Annotated in this window: 14 protein-coding genes; 6 read left to right on the plus strand and 8 right to left on the minus strand. The window is 65.5% G+C overall.

Translation table 11 applies throughout. From position 1 onward, the window contains the following. The first annotated feature begins 2 nt into the window (after nt 1-2). From ACCQ15_RS15955 to ACCQ15_RS15970, 4 genes are all read left to right on the plus strand, one after another. Entirely contained in the window at nt 3-1,781 is a 1,779-nt protein-coding gene (locus ACCQ15_RS15955; RefSeq protein WP_372380786.1) for a glycoside hydrolase family 15 protein, read from the plus strand. Then, on the plus strand, nt 1,778-3,145 hold the full coding sequence (gene otsA / locus ACCQ15_RS15960; RefSeq protein WP_008577799.1) for an alpha,alpha-trehalose-phosphate synthase (UDP-forming): 1,368 nt from the start codon (nt 1,778-1,780) through the stop codon (nt 3,143-3,145). Before ACCQ15_RS15955 ends, otsA begins: the two co-directional genes overlap by 4 nt. A gap of 630 nt (nt 3,146-3,775) precedes the next feature. Further along, nucleotides 3,776-6,214, plus strand: coding sequence for a glucose/quinate/shikimate family membrane-bound PQQ-dependent dehydrogenase (locus tag ACCQ15_RS15965; protein ID WP_280304307.1), 2,439 nt, complete (start codon nt 3,776-3,778; stop codon nt 6,212-6,214). Between the two features lie 733 nt (nt 6,215-6,947). Then, nucleotides 6,948-8,816 carry a methyl-accepting chemotaxis protein gene (locus ACCQ15_RS15970; protein WP_372168061.1) on the plus strand — a complete coding sequence of 623 codons (1,869 nt, stop codon included), beginning with the start codon at nt 6,948-6,950 and terminating at the stop codon, nt 8,814-8,816. Nucleotides 8,817-9,018: 202 nt separating this feature from the next. Here the strand turns inward: ACCQ15_RS15970 and ACCQ15_RS15975 are convergent, their stop codons facing one another. The 4 genes from ACCQ15_RS15975 to rluD are packed head-to-tail and all read right to left on the minus strand — an operon-like array spanning nt 9,019 to nt 11,776. Next, nucleotides 9,019-9,453 (minus strand): thiol-disulfide oxidoreductase DCC family protein, encoded by a 435-nt coding sequence (locus tag ACCQ15_RS15975; protein WP_184419744.1) that lies wholly within the window; start codon nt 9,451-9,453, stop codon nt 9,019-9,021. After that, on the minus strand, nt 9,440-9,964 hold the full coding sequence (locus tag ACCQ15_RS15980) for a DUF4166 domain-containing protein (protein ID WP_029820054.1): 525 nt from the start codon (nt 9,962-9,964) through the stop codon (nt 9,440-9,442). Before ACCQ15_RS15980 ends, ACCQ15_RS15975 begins: the two co-directional genes overlap by 14 nt. A 2-nt stretch (nt 9,965-9,966) precedes the next feature. After that, entirely contained in the window at nt 9,967-10,779 is an 813-nt protein-coding gene (pgeF, locus tag ACCQ15_RS15985; RefSeq protein WP_372380787.1) for a peptidoglycan editing factor PgeF, read from the minus strand. A 1-nt stretch (nt 10,780) separates the two neighbouring features. Beyond that, nucleotides 10,781-11,776 carry a 23S rRNA pseudouridine(1911/1915/1917) synthase RluD gene (rluD, locus tag ACCQ15_RS15990; protein WP_122272422.1) on the minus strand — a complete coding sequence of 332 codons (996 nt, stop codon included), beginning with the start codon at nt 11,774-11,776 and terminating at the stop codon, nt 10,781-10,783. 121 nt (nt 11,777-11,897) lie between these two features. Here rluD and ACCQ15_RS15995 point away from each other — a divergent pair, with 121 nt between their 5' ends. Both ACCQ15_RS15995 and ACCQ15_RS16000 read left to right on the plus strand, forming a co-directional pair. Continuing rightward, nucleotides 11,898-12,779 (plus strand): outer membrane protein assembly factor BamD, encoded by an 882-nt coding sequence (locus ACCQ15_RS15995; protein ID WP_005915798.1) that lies wholly within the window; start codon nt 11,898-11,900, stop codon nt 12,777-12,779. Nucleotides 12,780-13,060: 281 nt separating this feature from the next. Next, nucleotides 13,061-14,038 (plus strand): glycoside hydrolase family protein, encoded by a 978-nt coding sequence (locus tag ACCQ15_RS16000; RefSeq protein ID WP_372380788.1) that lies wholly within the window; start codon nt 13,061-13,063, stop codon nt 14,036-14,038. Between the two features lie 18 nt (nt 14,039-14,056). Here the strand turns inward: ACCQ15_RS16000 and ACCQ15_RS16005 are convergent, their stop codons facing one another. The 4 genes from ACCQ15_RS16005 to sucD form a co-directional block, all read right to left on the minus strand. Beyond that, nucleotides 14,057-15,712 carry an NAD+ synthase gene (locus ACCQ15_RS16005; RefSeq protein ID WP_372380789.1) on the minus strand — a complete coding sequence of 552 codons (1,656 nt, stop codon included), beginning with the start codon at nt 15,710-15,712 and terminating at the stop codon, nt 14,057-14,059. Further along, complete coding sequence (locus ACCQ15_RS16010; RefSeq protein ID WP_008577789.1) at nt 15,712-16,014, minus strand: type II toxin-antitoxin system RelE/ParE family toxin; 303 nt, start codon at nt 16,012-16,014, stop codon at nt 15,712-15,714. Before ACCQ15_RS16010 ends, ACCQ15_RS16005 begins: the two co-directional genes overlap by 1 nt. 3 nt (nt 16,015-16,017) lie before the next feature. Beyond that, the gene (locus tag ACCQ15_RS16015) at nt 16,018-16,362 is read right to left on the minus strand and encodes a YlcI/YnfO family protein (RefSeq protein WP_008577787.1); all 345 of its coding nucleotides are present in this window, start codon (nt 16,360-16,362) and stop codon (nt 16,018-16,020) included. A gap of 170 nt (nt 16,363-16,532) precedes the next feature. Then, entirely contained in the window at nt 16,533-17,408 is an 876-nt protein-coding gene (sucD, locus tag ACCQ15_RS16020; RefSeq protein ID WP_372380790.1) for a succinate--CoA ligase subunit alpha, read from the minus strand. Nucleotides 17,409-17,418 lie beyond the last annotated feature (10 nt).

The raw sequence follows: 17,418 nt of genomic DNA on the forward strand, positions 1-17,418 counted from the left end.
CCATGACCGAGCCAAACCTGGATCTGGGCGTCATCGGCAACTGCAGTTTCGGTGCATTGGTCGATCGGCAGGCACGTGTGGTGTGGAGTTGCCTGCCGGCATTCGACGGCGACCCGGCCTTTTGCACGCTGCTTTCGCCCAAGACCGAAGGCGGCGACTTTGCCGTGGAACTGGAAGATTTCGCCAGCAGCGAGCAGCACTACCTGCCCAATACCGCCGTGCTGCGCACAGTGTTGCGCGATAGCCACGGTGGCGAGCTGGAAGTCATCGACTTCGCGCCGCGCTGGCGCAACAACGGACGCTTCTATCGACCTGTGAGCATCATCCGCCAGATCCGGCCACTGAGCGGCAACCCGCGCATCATCGTGCGCGCCCGCCCGCTGGTCGACTGGGGCGGCCGCACGCCGGACACCACCTGGGGCAGCAATCACATCCGTTGGGTGTTGCCGGAATTCACCCTGCGCCTGACCACCGATGTGCCGGTGCGCTTTGTACGCGACGGCTTGCCGTTCGTGCTCAGCCATCCGGTGAGCCTGGTGCTGGGCGTGGACGAATCGCTGACCCGCTCGCTCACCGGTTACGTGCAGGAAGCGCAGGAACGCACCGAAGAATACTGGCGCGAATGGGTGCGCTACCTGTCCATTCCGCTGGACTGGCAGGAAGCGGTGATTCGCAGCGCAATCACGCTGAAGTTGTGCCAGTACGAAGACAGCGGCGCGATCATCGCGGCGATGACCACCTCGATTCCGGAAGCGCCCAACACGCCGCGCAACTGGGACTACCGCTATTGCTGGCTGCGCGACGCCGCCTTCGTGGTGCGTGCGCTCAACCGGCTCGGCGCGACCCGCACGATGGAGCAGTTCATCGGCTACATCTTCAATATCGCCACTACCGACGGCACCATGCAGCCGCTGTACGGCATCGGCTTCGAATCGCAACTGGAAGAACACGAAGTCGATACCATGGCCGGCTACCGCGGCATGGGCCCGGTGCGGCGCGGCAACCTGGCGTGGATCCAGCAGCAGCACGATGTCTATGGCAGCGTGGTGCTGGCGTCCACACAGCTGTTCTTCGACCTGCGCCTGAAGGATCAAGGCGATGCCGACACCTTCCGCCGGCTTGAACCGCTGGGCGAGCGCGCCTATGCGTTGCATAACGTGCCCGATGCCGGCCTGTGGGAATTTCGCGGCCGTGCCGAAGTGCATACCTACACCGCGGCAATGTGCTGGGCGGCCTGCGATCGCCTGTCCAAGATCGCCGACCGGCTGGTGCTGCCCGAGCGCAGCAGCTACTGGCGCGAACGTGCCGACAGCATCCGCGAACGCGTGTTGAGCGAGGCCTGGAGCGAGGAGCGCGGCCATTTCACCGACACCCTCGGCGGCCACCGGCTCGATGCATCGTTGCTGTTGCTGGCCGATATCGGCATCGTCGCCAACGACGACAGCCGCTTCGTGCGCACGGTCGAGGCGGTCGGTCGCGTGCTCAAGCACGGCGATGCGCTATACCGCTACATCGCACCGGATGACTTCGGTGAGCCGGAAACCAGCTTCACCATCTGCACCTTCTGGTACATCGATGCACTGGCTGCGATCGGGCGCAAGGACGAGGCGCGTGAATTGTTCGAGCGCATCCTTTCGCGCCGCAATCACCTGGGCTTGCTGTCGGAAGATCTATCGTTCGAGGACGGCGAAGCCTGGGGCAATTTCCCTCAGACCTATTCGCATGTTGGCTTGATCATCGCAGCGATGCGCTTGTCGCGGAGCTGGCAGGAGGCGTCATGAGTCGTTTGGTGGTGGTATCCAACCGCGTTGCGGTGCCCGGCGAAACCCGCGCCGGTGGCCTGGCGGTTGGCCTGTTGGCGGCGCTCAAGGAACGCGGCGGCATGTGGTTCGGCTGGAGCGGCAAGACCGTGCGCGGCGACAGCGGCGGCATGCACGAGCAGACCGAAGGCGACATCACCTTCGTCACCATGGACCTCAACAAGCGCGATATCGATTCGTACTACAACGGCTTCGCCAATCGCACGCTGTGGCCTTTGCTGCACTTCCGCCTGGACCTGGTCGATTACGATCGCGCCACCCGCGAAGGCTATATGCGCGTCAACCGGCTGTTTGCCGAGAAACTCGCGCCGCTGCTGAAAGACAGCGACACGCTGTGGATCCACGATTACCACATGATTCCGCTCGGCGCGATGCTGCGCGAGCTGGGCGTGGGCTGCAAGATGGGCTTCTTCCTGCACGTGCCGATGCCGTCGGCCGATCTGGTGCAGGCCATGCCCGATCACGCGCGCCTGTTCAGTACCTTCTACGCGTACGACCTGGTCGGCTTCCAGACCCAGCGCGATGCCGAACGTTTCAAGGCCTATGTGCGCCTGTTCGGCGGTGGCCGCATTCTGGAGGGCGATCTGGTGGAAGGCCCGGGCGGACGCCGCTTCACCGCCTCTTCGTTCCCGATCGGGATCGATACCGACCTGATTGCCCACCAGGCCAAGGCCTCTGCCGGCAAGCAGGCGGTGCGTGATCTGCGCGAAAGCCTGCGTGGCCGACAGTTGGCCATCGGCGTGGACCGCCTGGATTATTCCAAGGGGTTGCCGGAGCGCTTTCAGGGCTTCGAGCGTTACCTGGAGCGGTATCCGGATCAATCCGGCAGCCTGACCTATCTGCAAATTGCACCGGTCTCGCGCGGCGATGTCACCGAATACCGTCAATTGCGCAGCCAGCTCGAACAGATCGCTGGCCACATCAATGGCGGACATGCAGAGCCGGACTGGACGCCGCTGCGCTACGTCAACCAGAACTTCAGCCATGCCACGCTGACAGGCTTCTATCGTGCGGCCTCGGTGTGTCTGGTCACGCCACTGCGCGATGGCATGAACCTGGTTGCCAAGGAATTCGTGGCCGCGCAGGACCCGGCAGACCCGGGCGTGCTGGTGTTGTCGCTGTTTGCAGGTGCAGCCGATGAAATGAAGGAAGCGCTGCTGGTCAACCCGCACGATCTGGACGGCGTGGCCGACGCGATCGCCACAGCGGCAAGCATGCCGTTGGCAAGTCGCATCGAACGCTGGCACGCAATGATGGACCATCTGCGCAAGAACAATATCAACCACTGGCGCCAGCGCTATCTGCAGGCGCTCTCTGAGGTATAGAGCGACGCCCCTTCCCCTACCGGGACCTTGTCCTCCTTCAAGGGGGACAAGGTCCCAACAGTCAGAGGACGACATGGCCGCCATCAGCCTGAAGTCTGCGGTTTCCACAGCGATTGGCTGCCCGATGCCAACACACTAAGCAACTGCGCCCCCCTGACCATGCGCCCCTGCTTGCAGTGGAAAAAACGTCGGAAGTCGACAGTGTGCAGTTGCGATCGACGCGGCAGCAATACGCAACACCACGCGCGCCGCAACGCTCTGCCCTTCAATCGCGGGCGCGCTCAGCACAAGCGCAGACCAACTGAGGTTTGCGGGCAACGCACCGCACGCTGCAAGGCGTTCAAAATCCGCATGTTTCCGGTGTGCCGAACGTGCAGGTTGGAACGCTGGTTCCTATTCCGTCACGGACAAAGGGCGGCCGGGGGTCTAAAATATTCACATGATTAGCGCTGAGGACCCTGGGAGGGGCTGCGCGTTCATAGCGTTCAACGTTCGTATCTAGATCCGGGCCGCGTGATGGCGCCTGCGATCGCTCTCCCTCCACGACTCGCCACCGCTCGCTGGTGCCTGAGTCCTTCCTGACATCTCAAAATGACTGATCAATCCTCAAAACGTGGGCTAGGCACCTGGTTGCTGGTGGCCTATGCCGTGGTGATCGCCGTGCTTGGCGCGGTGCTCGCCTATCAAGGCGGCCGCCTGGTGGCCGTCGGCGGCTCCTGGTATTACCTGATCGCGGGTATTGCCCTGTTCCTGGCGGGCGTCCTGCTCGCGCTGGGCAAGCGCGCCGGGCTGTGGCTGTTTGGCGCCACGCTGGCCGGCACCATCGCCTGGGCGCTTTGGGAAGTGGGCCTGGATGGCTGGGGCTTGGTGCCGCGCCTGGCCATGATGTCGGTGCTGGGGCTGGTGTTGCTGCCGTTCTGGGGTGTGGCGCGTCGTCGCATGCAGCCGGTGTCCGGCCTGGGCTATGCGCTGGTGACCGGCGTGCTGCCAATCCTGGGTGCGGCGCTGATCCTGTGGCCGCTGCTGATGCCGCGCAATGTCGAGCTGGCCGATGCCTCCAAATTGCCGGCCGACAGCGCCACGGCCTTCAGCCGCGGCACCGTGCCCAGCCCCGACGGCAACGTCGCGGCCAATCACGACGCCAGCAACTGGACCTCCTATGCGGGCTCCAATCTGTCCAACCACTACACCCCCGGCGCGCAGATCACTCCGGACAACGTGAAGAATCTCAAGGTTGCGTGGGAGTTCCACACCGGCGACCTGAAGCCCAAGGACTCCAAGCTGGGCTACGCCTTCCAGAACACCCCGCTCAAGGTCGGCGACCTGCTCTACATCTGCACCCCCACCCAGAAGGTGATCGCGGTGGAAGCAGCCAACGGCAAGGAGCGCTGGCGCTTCGATCCGCAGACCAACCCGAAGGCGATGGCGGGCGTGGCTGCCACCACCTGCCGTGGCGTGTCGTATTACCAGGCACCCGAAGGCACCGCCGAGTGCCCGACCCGGATCTTCTGGCCGATGGTCGATGGCCGCCTTGGCGCGCTGGACGCGCAGACCGGCAAGCTGTGCACCAGCTTCGGCAACAACGGCTATGTCGATCTGAATGCGGGCACCGGCAACACCAAGCCGGGTTTCGTCGGCCCGACCTCGCCGCCGGTGGTGATGCGCGGCGTGGTGATCCAGCCGACCGGCCAGGTCCGCGATGGCCAGGAAGGCGATGCGCCGTCCGGCGTGGTGCGCGGCTTCGATGCGCTCACCGGCCAGCTGCGCTGGGCCTGGGACCTGGGTAACCCGGCGATCACCGCCGAGCCGCCGGCCGGCCAGACCTACACGCGCTCAACCCCGAACGTGTGGTCGCTGATGGCCGCCGACGACGAGCTGGGCCTGGTCTATCTGCCCACCGGCAATGCGTCCGGCGATTTCTTCGGCAAGGGCCGCACCCCGCAGGACGAGGAATACACCGCCTCGCTGGTGGCGGTGGATGCCGCTACTGGCAAGGAACGCTGGCATTTCCGTACCGTCAACCACGACCTGTGGGATTACGACATCGGCCCGCAGCCGAACCTGGTCGATTGGCCGGTCGCTGGCGGCGGTACGCGTGCTGCGGTGATCCAGGCCACCAAGTCCGGCCAGGTGTTCGTGCTGGACCGCGCCACCGGCGAGCCGATCATGCCGGTCAAGCAGATCCCGGTACCGCAGGGAACCGACCACGGCGACTGGACCGCTGCCACGCAACCGATCTCGCCGGGCATGCCCAACACCGTGGGCGCGCCGAGCCGCGAGTTCGAAAAAATCATCGAATCCGATGCCTGGGGCATGACCCCGTTCGACCAGTTGGTCTGCCGTATCCAGTTCAAGCAACTGCGCTACGAAGGCATGTTCACCCCGCCCACCCTGCAGGGGTCGCTGGCCTTCACCGGCAACCACGGCGGCATCAACTGGGGCGGTGTTTCGGTGGACCTGCAGCGCGGCATCATGGTGATGAACAGCAATCGCCTGCCGTACACCCTGCAGGTGTATACCCGCGAAAAAATGAATGAGCTGGGCGTGGTGTCGGTGTTCGACGGCAAGAGCAAGACGCCCGGCTACATGGCGCAGAAGGGCCTGGCCTACGGCGCCCGCAAGGAGCCGTGGATGTCGCCGCTCAACACCCCGTGCGTGGCCCCGCCGTGGGGCTACATCGCCGGCGTGGACCTGCGCACGCAGCAGGTGATCTGGCGCCGTCCGCTGGGCACCGGTTACGACCAGGGGCCGATGGGCATCCCGTCCAAGACCAAGTTCGAGATCGGCACGCCCAACAACAGCGGCTCGCTGGCCACCGCTGGCGGGGTGACCTTCATCGGCGCGACCCTGGACGACTTCATGCGCGGCTTCGACACCCGCACCGGCAAGCAGGTCTGGGAGACCCGCGTCCCCGCCGGCCCGCAGGCAGCGCCGATGAGCTACACCATCAACGGCAAGCAATACATCGTGGCCGCCGTCGGTGGACACGACCGCATGGAAACCAAGTCGGGCGACAGCGTCATTGCCTGGGCCCTGCCGGACGATGCGCAGGCCGCGCCTGCCAAGTAACGGCAGCGCTCCAAGCACCATGCGGCCAGGCGGTGCGCCGATGCGCCGATGCGCATGAGCGCATGAGCGCATGCAGTCTGCACTGCTTTGGCCGCTACGCATCACCCGCCTGGCTGCGCTCCGGCGCATAGGCCACCTGCCGTCGGTCCAGGGCCGACGGATGCACCAATCAAACCGGTCGTCGCGAGACGGCCGGTTTTTTTGTGCGCGCTTGCCGCTACGGCGAAGGCACGTGGGGGCGAAGCCGGCGATGTCGGCCCAGCGTATGACGCGCGGCCAACGCGCTTGCTGTCGGACCTGAGTTTCAGACGTCCGAACCCAGGCCAACCTCCCAGGATGGCGCTCCCATGCGGCAGTCAGATGCTGCGCAAGTGCGAATCCAGCGCGCAGGCCGTTGGCAACCGAATCAGCCCCAACTTCGATGGGATTTGCCGGCCCCCAATAGCAGTCCGCCGACATGCCGGGCATTCGCTCCGCGCGGACATTTTTCACGCAGAATTTACAATTGAGTCGACGTACTCGCGCGTCGATCGCCACGGGCACGCATACCCTGCCGAACTGAAATCGCTTTCATATCAAGGACATCACGCCATTTCGGGACTTGGTTGTCACATTCCGACGAACGGCACCTTCACATCATCATGATTCGGACTCAGCCGCCGATACCCCCATTGCGGGCCATGGACTGCCGATGCCGCTCCCCCTTCTCAGATCATCCAGCTGGACTCAGCCTATGTCGCTTGCACACGATGCCGCCCCCGTTGCCCAACCGCCCGCCGGTCGGCACGTTGCGCGCGCCACCTGGACTGCATGGCTGCCCGCCGCTGCACATGTCGCGCTGCTGGCGTTGCTGGCCTGCTATGCCGCCACGCTGGTATCCGGCAGCTTCCTGAGCGGGCTCGGGCGCGTGCTGCCCGCCCTGCTGGTGTTGGGCGCGGCGAGCGCCGGGCTCTGGTGGTGGTCGCGCCGGCGGCACGACACGCAGTTGCAGCAGGCAATGCGTGCAGTGGTGGCGATCGGCGAAGGACGCACTCAGCGTCTGGACCTGCGCAACGCCTCCGGCGACCTCGCAGCGTTGCTGCACGCGCTGCAGGATGCCCAGGACAAGCTCGCCATCCGCATCGATGTGATGGAGCAAGGCCTGCGCCATGGCCAGTTCGTGATCAAGGCGCTGGACGATCTGGACACCATGATCCGCATCGCCGACGACGATGGCCAGGTGCTGTTTGCCAACCGCAAACTACTCGCCATGCTCAAGCTGATCGAGCCGGATGTGCAGAGCTTCCGTCCCAGCTTCCATGCCGAAGGCTTCGTCGGCGGCAGCATCGGCGACATCTATCCCGACAGCCAGGCCGCGATCGACCGCATGCGCGCGTTGAATGCCTCCAAGGCCGTGCGTGCGCCGTTCTTCGGCCGCCAGATCGACTTCGTGTACAGCCCGATCATCGCCGCCGACGGCACCAAGCTCGGCACCATCGCGCAGTGGATGGACGTCACCGCGCAGGTCAACGCCGAGCAGGCACTGATCCAGATCATCGACGCCGCCTCGGCCGGCGATTTCAGCCGTCGCATGCAGATCGATGGCATGGACGGTGTGCTGCTGACCCTGGCGCAAGGCATCAACCGCATCTACGACTCGGTGGAAACCCATCTGGCCGCATTGGCGCGCGTGATCGGCGCGCTGGCCGAAGGCGATCTCACCCAGCGTGTGGACGGCGATGCGCACGGTATCTTCGCGCGCTTGCGCGACGACACCAACCAGACCGTCACCCGCCTCACCGAAATCATCGGCGGCATCCAGGCCGCATCGGACACCATCCGCCAGGCCGCAGTGGAAATTGCCGCCGGCAACATGGATCTTTCCGAGCGCACCGAGCAACAGGCGGCCAACCTGGAAGAAACCGCAAGCTCGATGGAAGAACTCACCTCCACCGTGAAGCAAAACGCCGAGAGCGCGCTGCAGGCCAATCGCCTGGTCGTCGGCACCGGCGACGTGGCGCAGAGCGGCGGCCAGGTGATGGACGAGGTGGTCGCCACCATGGGCCAGATCAGCACCGCCTCGCGCAAGATCGGCGAGATCATCGGCGTGATCGACGGCATCGCGTTCCAGACCAACATCCTGGCGCTCAACGCCGCAGTGGAAGCCGCGCGTGCCGGCGAACAGGGCCGCGGTTTTGCGGTGGTTGCCTCGGAAGTGCGTGCATTGGCACGGCGCTCGGCCGATGCGGCCAAGGAAATCAAGACGCTCATCGCCGACTCCACCGACAAGGTAGAACTGGGCTCGGGCCTGGTGCACCGCGCCGGCGCGACCATGCGCGAGATCGTCGGCTCGGTCAAACACGTCACCGACATCATGAGCGAGATCACCTCGGCCAGCGCCGAGCAGTCCAGCGGCATCGAGCAGGTCAACCGCACGGTCGCGCAGTTGGACGAGGTGACCCAACGCAACGCTGCGCTGGTGGAAGAAGCCACCGCCGCTGCGCGCAGCCTGGAAGAACAGGCCGTGGAACTGGCTGATGCAGTCTCGATCTTCCGCCTGCAATCCGACACCCGTCCCGGCGCTTCCCACGTCGCACGCGCCAGCTTCCACAACGCGGCATAAGCCCGGCATGCCTGGTGTTTCGTAGCAGCGCACCCGGGCGCGACCGGGTTTCTGCGGAAATGCCATCCATCAACAGCTGCGCTGCTGAGGCCAGCCGAGCGATGCGCCGCATCGCCTCGTCCCGGCGTAGGTTCGCATTGAATTGCATCGCAATGCGACGCAGCGCGCCTCAGGCCAGCGCCCCGATGCCGGGCGCACTGCCTCAGTCCAGAAACCGCGCGTGCTGCTCGGGCGTCGGCAGCATGCAGTGATCACTGCGGCCGAACCAGCGGTAACGATTGCGTGCGATCAGCCGGTAGCCGAGATCGCGCACGCGACGCGGGATCAGGCGCAGCACCCCACTCAGCCGCCAGAGCCCGCCCAATCCCGCAAGCACGCGCACGATCGCGTCGCTATCGGTCCAGGCACCGGTGGTGTCCACCAGTAGAAACGACAAAGGGTCGTCCGGATCCAGACCGTGCTGCTGCAACAGTGCGCGCCCGGCTTGCCCCTGCATGGCAGCAAAGCGATAGCGCCCACGCCGATCGTGGCGCAGCAGGAATTTGACCCAGCCATTGCAGAGCAGGCACACGCCATCGAAGACGATGGTGGCCCGCGCCGCAGATGGGGCAACAGGCGATTGATCAGCGCGGTTCAAGCCAGCCCTCATAACGAATGAACGGTCCTACCAGCGGCAACTGCACGTCCACCAGAAACGCATAACGGCCGCCGTCGGCATGCTCGCGGCAGCGCACCTGCCGGAACCAGCGGGCAGGTAACCGAATCATCCCGAACGCCCACACGCCGGTGGCCTGCCAATACAACGATTGCGCATCGGCCTGCAGCGAAAATTCAAAGCGCACCGCGCCCAGGTGTTCGCGCAAGCTGGCGCCATGACGCCACAGCCGCGAATGCATCGGCATGCCATCAAAGCGCCGATGCCAGCGCTCGCCGCGCGCGTCGGCCAGAAAATCCACTTCCACCGCCACCTCGCCAGTGCGCGGCAAGCGGCTCAGCAGCGCCAGCAACGGAACCAGCGCATGCGTGCCGCGTTGAATCCTGGCCCGGCCGGCGAAGGTCTGCCGCTGCTGCACCGAATGCAGCGCGCGCACCGGCGCAGGCAGTTGCGCGAACGCGTCCTGCCCCAGCACCTGTGCGAACAGCGGCACGCTCAGGGCGCGATCCAGGCCAGCGTGGCCATGCGTCCGCTGCGGCGATCGCGGCGATGCGAGAAAAAGCGCTGCGGATCGGAAATGGTGCACAACCCGCCGCCATACACCGCAGCGGCCGGCACACCGGCCCGCTGCAGCCGCTGACGTGCCAGCGCATACAGATCCACCCGCCAGTGCCCCGGGCGCGTGGCGACAAACGCCTGTTGCGCCTGTGCATCGTGCGCAACGAAGGCGCCGAACACGTCCTCGCCGATCTCATACACCTGGGGCCCCGCGGCAGGACCCAGCCAGGCCACCAGTTGCTGCGGTGGCGTCCGCATCGCCGCCACGCTGCGCTCCAGTACGCCGTCGGCCAGCCCGCGCCAACCGGCATGTGCAGCAGCGACCTCGCTGCCATCGACGGCAGCGAACACGACCGGCAGGCAATCGGCCGTGAGGATTGCCAGTACTACGCCAGGCGCCGAGGTCACCGCAGCATCGGCAACCGGTTCGTGCGCACCTGGCGGCTGATCCGCCGCGCAGTCGGTGGAATCGGGTGCAGCGGGCGGTGCATCCAGCCGTACCACATCCACGCCGTGCACCTGCCGCAACCACTGCGGCGCGCTCGGCAGTTGCAGCGCCGCGGCCAGCAGTGCCCGGTTGCGCTCCACCTGCTCGGGCATGTCGCCTTCGGCGCTGTTGCGGTTGCCAAGGTTGAGCGTGTCGAACGGCGGCAGCGAGCCGCCCAGACCGTGACGCAGCGTGGTGAGCGCGCGGATGCGCGGTGGCGCCGGCCAGTCGGCTGGCAGGATGAAGGGCGCAGCCATGGGCATCTCAGCGGCGTGCCAGCTCGGCGGCGCGTGCGCTGTCTTCGCGCAGCACGGTCATCAGGCGCTGCAGATCGGCCGGCACCGGCGCACTGGCGCGGACCGGCTCGCCGCTGACCGGATGCAGGAATTCCAGGGTTTCGGCGTGCAGCGCCTGGCGCTTGAAGCTGCGCAGTTCGTGCACCAGCTCGTCGGTAGCGCCCTTGGGCAGCTTGAGCGCGCCGCCGTACAGCGGGTCGCCGACGATCGGCGACTTCAGGTGCGCCATGTGCACGCGGATCTGGTGGGTACGCCCGGTTTCGAGCCGGCACTCCAGCGCGGTGTGCGCACGGAAACGCTCGCGCAGGCGGTAATGGGTGACCGCATCGCGGCCGTCGTCGCGCACCGCCATCTTCAGGCGGTCGCGCGGGTGGCGGTCGATCGGGGCGTTGGCGGTGCCGCCGGAGACCAGCGCGCCCACCACCACGGCCAGATACTGGCGATGCACCTCGCGCGCGGACAGCTGCTCCACCAGCGCGGTCTGCGCCTGCACGGTGCGCGCCACCACCATCACGCCACTGGTGTCCTTGTCCAGGCGATGCACCACCCCGGCGCGCGGCACCGAGGCCAGCGCCGGGTCGCGGAACAGCAGCGCATTGACCAGGGTCTGGTCCGGATTGCCGGCGCCCGGATGCACCACCAGGCCTGCCGGCTTGTCGATCACCAGCACCTGCTCGTCTTCGTACAGCACGCTCAGCGGAATGTCCTGCGGCGCGGCGTGGGTCTGGGTTTCCAGCACCACCTGCAGCTGCACGCTCTCGCCGCCGCGCAAGGTATCGCGCGGGCGCGCCATTTCACCGTCCAGCAGCGCGTCGCCGGACTTGATCCATTCCGACAGCCGCGAGCGCGAAAATTCCGGGAACAGCTCGGCCAGCACCGCATCGAAACGGCGTCCGGCGGCGTTGTCGGGCACGATCGCCTGGCGGATGGACGGGTCGAGGGGTTCGGCAGATGGGTCGGACATGGACACGGGCACTCGGGCAAAAAGCGGGAATTTGGGGGTCCGGGCGGCGGGAGTCAGTCGCCGGACAGGCCACTAGGCTATCATCGCGCTCTCGTTTTCCTGATGCGTCCTGCCCAGACCCATGATCCGACGGTCCACGTTTTCCGCGCCTGCGCGCCTGATTGCCCTCATGCTGGTCATGGCGTTCGTCGTCACCGGCTGCCACCGCGGCGCCAAGGACAAGAATCCCGACGAGGGCATGCCGGTCGAGCAGCTCTACGGCAAGGGCCATAACCTGATGGAGAAAGGCAACTGGGCCGGCGCAGAAGCCAGCTACAAGCGCCTGATCGCCCAGTACCCGTATGGCCCGTACACCGAGCAGGCGATGATCGAAACCGCCTACGCCCAGTACAAGGCCGGCAAGCACGACGACGCGGTCTCCAGCGTCGACCGCTTCATCCGGACCTACCCGACCCACCGCAACATCTCGTATCTGTACTACCTGCGCGGCCTGGCCAACAGCAACCGAGACACGGTGTTCCTGCGCCGCGTGTGGTCGCTGGACCCGAGCCGCCGCGACCTGTCTTCGCCGCAGCAGGCCTACAACGATTTCAATACCGTCACCGATCGCTACCCGAACAGCCGTTACGCCGCCGACGCACGCAAGCGCATGATCGAGCTGCGCGACATCTTCGCCCAGCACGAATTGGACAACGCGCTGTACTACCTGCGCCGCGATGCCTGGGTGTCGGCCGCCGGTCGTGCCAACTACCTGCTCGAAACCTATCCGCAGAGCGCCTTCCAGTACGACGCGGTCGCGGTGCTGGCCGAGGCCTACACGCACCTGGGCAACAAGACCTTGGCAGCCGACGCACGCCGCGTGCTGGAGCTCAACGACCCGCAGCATCCGTGGCTGACCGGCAACTGGCCGAAATACCCGTGGGCCATCCGCAAGCTCAACCCGTTTGCCGGCGAAAAATCCGCCGCGACCGGGCAGAGCAATTCGCAGATGAATCGCGACTGAGATATCAGGCGCAGCGTACGACCGAAAAGAGGCCGAAAGGCCTCTTTTTTGTTGCCGCGACGATGACGGCAGCACGAAAGTGCAGGACCGACGACGATAGGGCGGCGATTGCCGCCGCTGATGCGCCCACACGAGCAATTGGTTCCCACGCGCAGACGCATGGCCGGAGCCGGTGCGCGCATCCTGGAACCGGCCCCAGGTCACCCAATGCCCTTGGGTCTGCTGTCTATACTCATCCCGACCAGCTCCGACTCCCTGCGAGCGCCAGCCAAGGAAGCCGCATGTCTCGTGCCACCATCACGTTGCTGCTCATGCTCTCGCTGGCGGCCCTGACCGCCAGCGCCACCGCAGCCCCCATCGTCTACGGCGTCAACGCGCACGACAGCCGTCCCGGCTACGCCATGACCCAGGCCGAGGCACGCTTCAAACTGCTGGCAGCGCGCAACCTGCGCAGCTACCGGTTCGATGTCGATCCGCGCGATTACGCCACGCTGGATGCGCTCGTCCCCTTGGCGCGCAAGTACGGCATCACCCTGCGCCCGATGGTCTATCCGATGTCGCGCGAGATCGGCTACCAGCTGGCACGCCGCTATGCCGCAGACATCAAGGTCTGGGAAATCGGCAACGAACAGGATCTGGTCCGCGCCGAAGCCGATACCCGCATCGCCGCAATGACCACGATGTATCTGGGCATGCGCCAGGCTTCCGACGAACTGGGCGCAGATTTGCGCTTCACCATCAACATTACCGCCTGCAATAGCGACGATCGCAGCGCCAACGCGCGTTGCCCGGGCGATCGCAACGGCTCGCTGTGGTTTTTGGCAAAAGCCAAGGCGGCCGGGTTCAACTTCGACCACATCAGCTTCCACTACTACGCGTTCTACCAGGACGCCGGCTATTGGACGGACCTGTATCTTGGCCAGCTGCGCACTGCCGCGCGTACCTACAACACCCCGGTGTTCTTCAACGAGCTGAACTGTGCGGAGATCTATACAGTCAGCACCACTGGCGGCACCGCAGGTGATCGGGGCTGTTACGACAGCATGGCGCAGCTGTTGCGCAACGTGCGTGACAACTACGCCGACGTGGTGGCCGAGGTGAATGTCTACGAGTTACTGGACCAGGCCACCATCCAGGGCCCTGAAGGCCACTTTGGCCTGATGTACGACCTGGCCCGGCCAAAACCGCCCCTGGATCTGCTCACGCGGTTCGCCCAGCCACCAGCCAGCGCAGCGGCAGCCACTGCGTCAGCCGAGTGACCGGATCAGCCGTCCGGATTACTGCCCGCGATACCCGTTGGTGATCGGATAGCGCCGTTCGCGACCGAATGCACGCCGCGACACCTTGGGCCCGGGCGCGGACTGATGGCGCTTCCACTCGTTGAGCCGCACCAGGCGCAGCACATGCTCGACGGTATCGGCCGCGTAGCCGGCCGCAACGATGTCGTCGCGCGACTGCTCCTGGTCGACGTAGCGATACAGGATGCCGTCGAGCACATCGTACGGCGGCAGCGAATCCTGGTCGGTCTGGTTGGCGCGCAACTCGGCCGACGGCGGGCGCGAGATCACCGCCGGCGGAATCACCGGCGCGCCGCCGACGGTGTTGCGCCATTTCGCCAGGCCGAACACCTCCGTTTTGTACAGGTCCTTGAGCGGCGCATAGCCACCGCACATGTCGCCATAGATAGTGGCGTAACCCACTGCGTATTCGCTCTTGTTACCGGTGGTCAGCACCAGCCCGCCGAACTTGTTCGACAGCGCCATCAGGATCACGCCACGGCTGCGCGACTGCAGGTTCTCTTCGGTGATGTCCGGCTGGGTGCCTTCGAACATCGGCCCCAGCGCGCCGAGCAGGCCTTCGAAAGCCGGTTCGATCGCGATGGTCTCCAGCTTCACGCCCAGCGCGCGGCATTGCTCGTCGGCCAGGTCGTTGGACAGACTGGCGGTGTAGCGCGACGGCAGGCGCACGGCGGTCACGTTGTCGCCGCCCAGCGCATCCACCGCCATCGCCAACACCAGTGCCGAGTCGATGCCGCCGGACAAGCCCAGCCAGACCTTGCTGAAGCCGTTCTTGCGGCAATAGTCCTGCAGCCCGCGCACCACCGCACGCCAGGCCAGCGCATCCATGCTCTCGTCGCCGTCATCCACCCACACCACCGGAGTGAAGCTGCGCTCGCGGGCCGCGTAGTCCACCACCAGCCACTGGTCCACGAAGGCTGCAGCGGCGGGATGCACGGTGCCATCGCCATCGGCCACCACCGAGGCGCCATCGAACACCAGTGCATCCTGCCCGCCCACGACGTTGAGATAGGCAATCGCTGCCCCGCTCTCGCGGGTGCGTTCGGCCAGCAATGCATCGCGTTGGGCATGCTTGCCACGCTCGTACGGCGAGGCATTGGGCACCAGCACCAACTCCGCGCCCGCCCGTACCGTGTTGGCCAAGGGCTCGGCGAACCAGAGGTCTTCGCAGATCACCACGCCCACCTGCACGCCCTTGACCGTGACCACGCAGTTCTCGCCATCCGGATCCACGTCGAAATAACGACGCTCGTCGAACACCGCATAGTTGGGCAATTCGCGCTTGCGGTAGGTGGCTTCGATCCGCCCGTCGCGCAACACGCTGGCGGCGTTGTAGACCACGCTGCCGGCGCTTTGCGGCCAGCCGACCACTGCCACGATGCCGCGCGTGGCCGCCGCAATCCGCGCCAGCGCCTGTTCGCAATGAGCAAGGAATCCCGGTCGTAACAGCAGGTCTTCCGGTGGATACCCGCTGATCGCCAATTCGGGAAACAGCACGATGTCGGCTTCGAACTCGTCGCGCGCCGCTGCGATGTACTCGATGATGCGATCGGTATTCTGCGTCACGCCACCGACCGGGAAGTCGAACTGGGCCATGGCGATGCGGAGGGTGTGTGCTGTCACTGCTGACTCCATCAAAACAGGCTTTCAAGGTAACCCGCTTCGCGCTGCGAACGGATCGCCAGCACGTACACGGTGTCGTCCAACGGTGCGTAACGATAGAGCGCAAGATAGCCGCTGGCATCGCGACCGATGACCAGTTCGCGGAATCCGCCCTGCACCGCGCGCCCTATCAGTGGATTGTCCGCCAATGCATCGATGGCCTGGAAGACACCTGCGAGTTTTCGCTGCACATTGGCTGCATCGTGTTCCAGCAGATAGGCGACCAGACGGCGTGCATCGTCGGCAACGCGCGCGGCAAGCACGATCCTGGTCACCTGTCAGCGCTCGACGGCGCTGGCCACCGGTGGCGCGGGGTCGTCTCCGTCGGCAAGTTGCTGCATGTACTGGCGTACGTCCGCCCAGGACAGCGTGTTGGCGCCCTCCTGGATGGCAGCCCAGCGTTGCTGCGCCTCGGCATGAAATGCCGTGCGGCGCTCGTATGCATCGATTTTTTCCGCGATGGCGTCGACGATAAAGCCGTGCGCCGTGGTTCCGGCATCTTTCGCCGCCCTGGCGACACGCGCCTTCAGTTCGTCGGGCAGACGGATGGTGGTCGTGGACATGGCAACCTCGGGGGACCGAATGGCGGACCCAAAGTAGCACACTTGTGACACACTTTGCATGATGCGCTCCTTGTGCAATTCAGGGCTTTAGCATCGACATAGGCATGGAGCCGAACAGTCGGCCCAGCGTGCGTCGTGCAGTGCGCAATCCCTGCCATCTGCATCAGGCATCCCCGTAAACGCAGAAAGCCGCCCGAAGGCGGCTTTCTGCGACACCACACTGGTAAGACTTACTTCACCAGCGCCGCAATCGCCGCACCCAGATCGCCCGGCGAGCGGACGGTCTTGACGCCAGCGGCTTCCATCGCCGCGAACTTGCCTTCGGCCGTGCCCTTGCCACCGGACGCGATCGCACCGGCATGGCCCATGCGCTTGCCGGCCGGCGCGGAGGCACCGGCGATGAAGCCGACCACCGGCTTCTTGACGTGGTTCTTGATGTACTCGGCACCGGCTTCCTCGGCGTCGCCACCGATTTCGCCCACCATGATGATGCCTTCGGTCTGCGGGTCTTCGTTGAACAGCTTGAGGCAGTCGACGAAGTTCAGGCCGTTGATCGGGTCGCCACCGATGCCGATGCAGGTGCTCTGGCCCAGGCCCACTTCGGTGGTCTGCTTGACCGCTTCATAGGTCAGCGTGCCCGAACGCGACACGATGCCGATCTTGCCCGGCTTGTGGATGTGGCCCGGCATGATGCCGATCTTGCACTCGCCCGGGGTGATCACGCCGGGGCAGTTCGGCCCGATCAGCACGGTGTCCGGATGCGAACGGGTCAGCACATTCTTGACGCGCAGCATGTCCAGCACCGGGATGCCCTCGGTGATGCAGACGATGACCTTGATGCCGGCCGCAGCCGCTTCCAGGATCGCATCGGCCGCGTACGGCGGCGGCACGTAGATCACCGACGCATCGGCGCCGGTGGCCTGGACCGCATCGGCCACGGTGTTGAACACCGGCAGATTGATGTGGGTGGTGCCGCCCTTGCCGGGCGTCACGCCGCCGACGACCTGGGTGCCGTACTCGACCATCTGAGTGGCGTGGAAGGTGCCCTGCTGGCCGGTAAAGCCCTGCACGATCACCTTGGTGCTCTTGTTAATCAAAACGGACATGGATAGTTCC

It is taken from the genome of Xanthomonas sp. NCPPB 1754, assembly GCF_041475725.2.
Taxonomy (GTDB): domain Bacteria; phylum Pseudomonadota; class Gammaproteobacteria; order Xanthomonadales; family Xanthomonadaceae; genus Xanthomonas; species Xanthomonas euvesicatoria.

Bases quoted from the DNA above. Each gene is read 5' to 3' on its own strand.
- ACCQ15_RS15955 (WP_372380786.1), top strand. From the start codon at position 3: ATGACCGAGCCAAACCTGGATCTGGGCGTCATCGGCAACTGCAGTTTC.
- otsA (WP_008577799.1), top strand. From the start codon at position 1,778: ATGAGTCGTTTGGTGGTGGTATCCAACCGCGTTGCGGTGCCCGGCGAA.
- ACCQ15_RS15970 (WP_372168061.1), top strand. From the start codon at position 6,948: ATGTCGCTTGCACACGATGCCGCCCCCGTTGCCCAACCGCCCGCCGGT.
- pgeF (WP_372380787.1), bottom strand. From the start codon at position 10,779: ATGCCCATGGCTGCGCCCTTCATCCTGCCAGCCGACTGGCCGGCGCCA.
- rluD (WP_122272422.1), bottom strand. From the start codon at position 11,776: ATGTCCGACCCATCTGCCGAACCCCTCGACCCGTCCATCCGCCAGGCG.
- ACCQ15_RS15995 (WP_005915798.1), top strand. From the start codon at position 11,898: ATGATCCGACGGTCCACGTTTTCCGCGCCTGCGCGCCTGATTGCCCTC.
- ACCQ15_RS16000 (WP_372380788.1), top strand. From the start codon at position 13,061: ATGTCTCGTGCCACCATCACGTTGCTGCTCATGCTCTCGCTGGCGGCC.
- ACCQ15_RS16005 (WP_372380789.1), bottom strand. From the start codon at position 15,712: ATGGAGTCAGCAGTGACAGCACACACCCTCCGCATCGCCATGGCCCAG.
- ACCQ15_RS16015 (WP_008577787.1), bottom strand. From the start codon at position 16,362: ATGCAAAGTGTGTCACAAGTGTGCTACTTTGGGTCCGCCATTCGGTCC.
- sucD (WP_372380790.1), bottom strand. From the start codon at position 17,408: ATGTCCGTTTTGATTAACAAGAGCACCAAGGTGATCGTGCAGGGCTTT.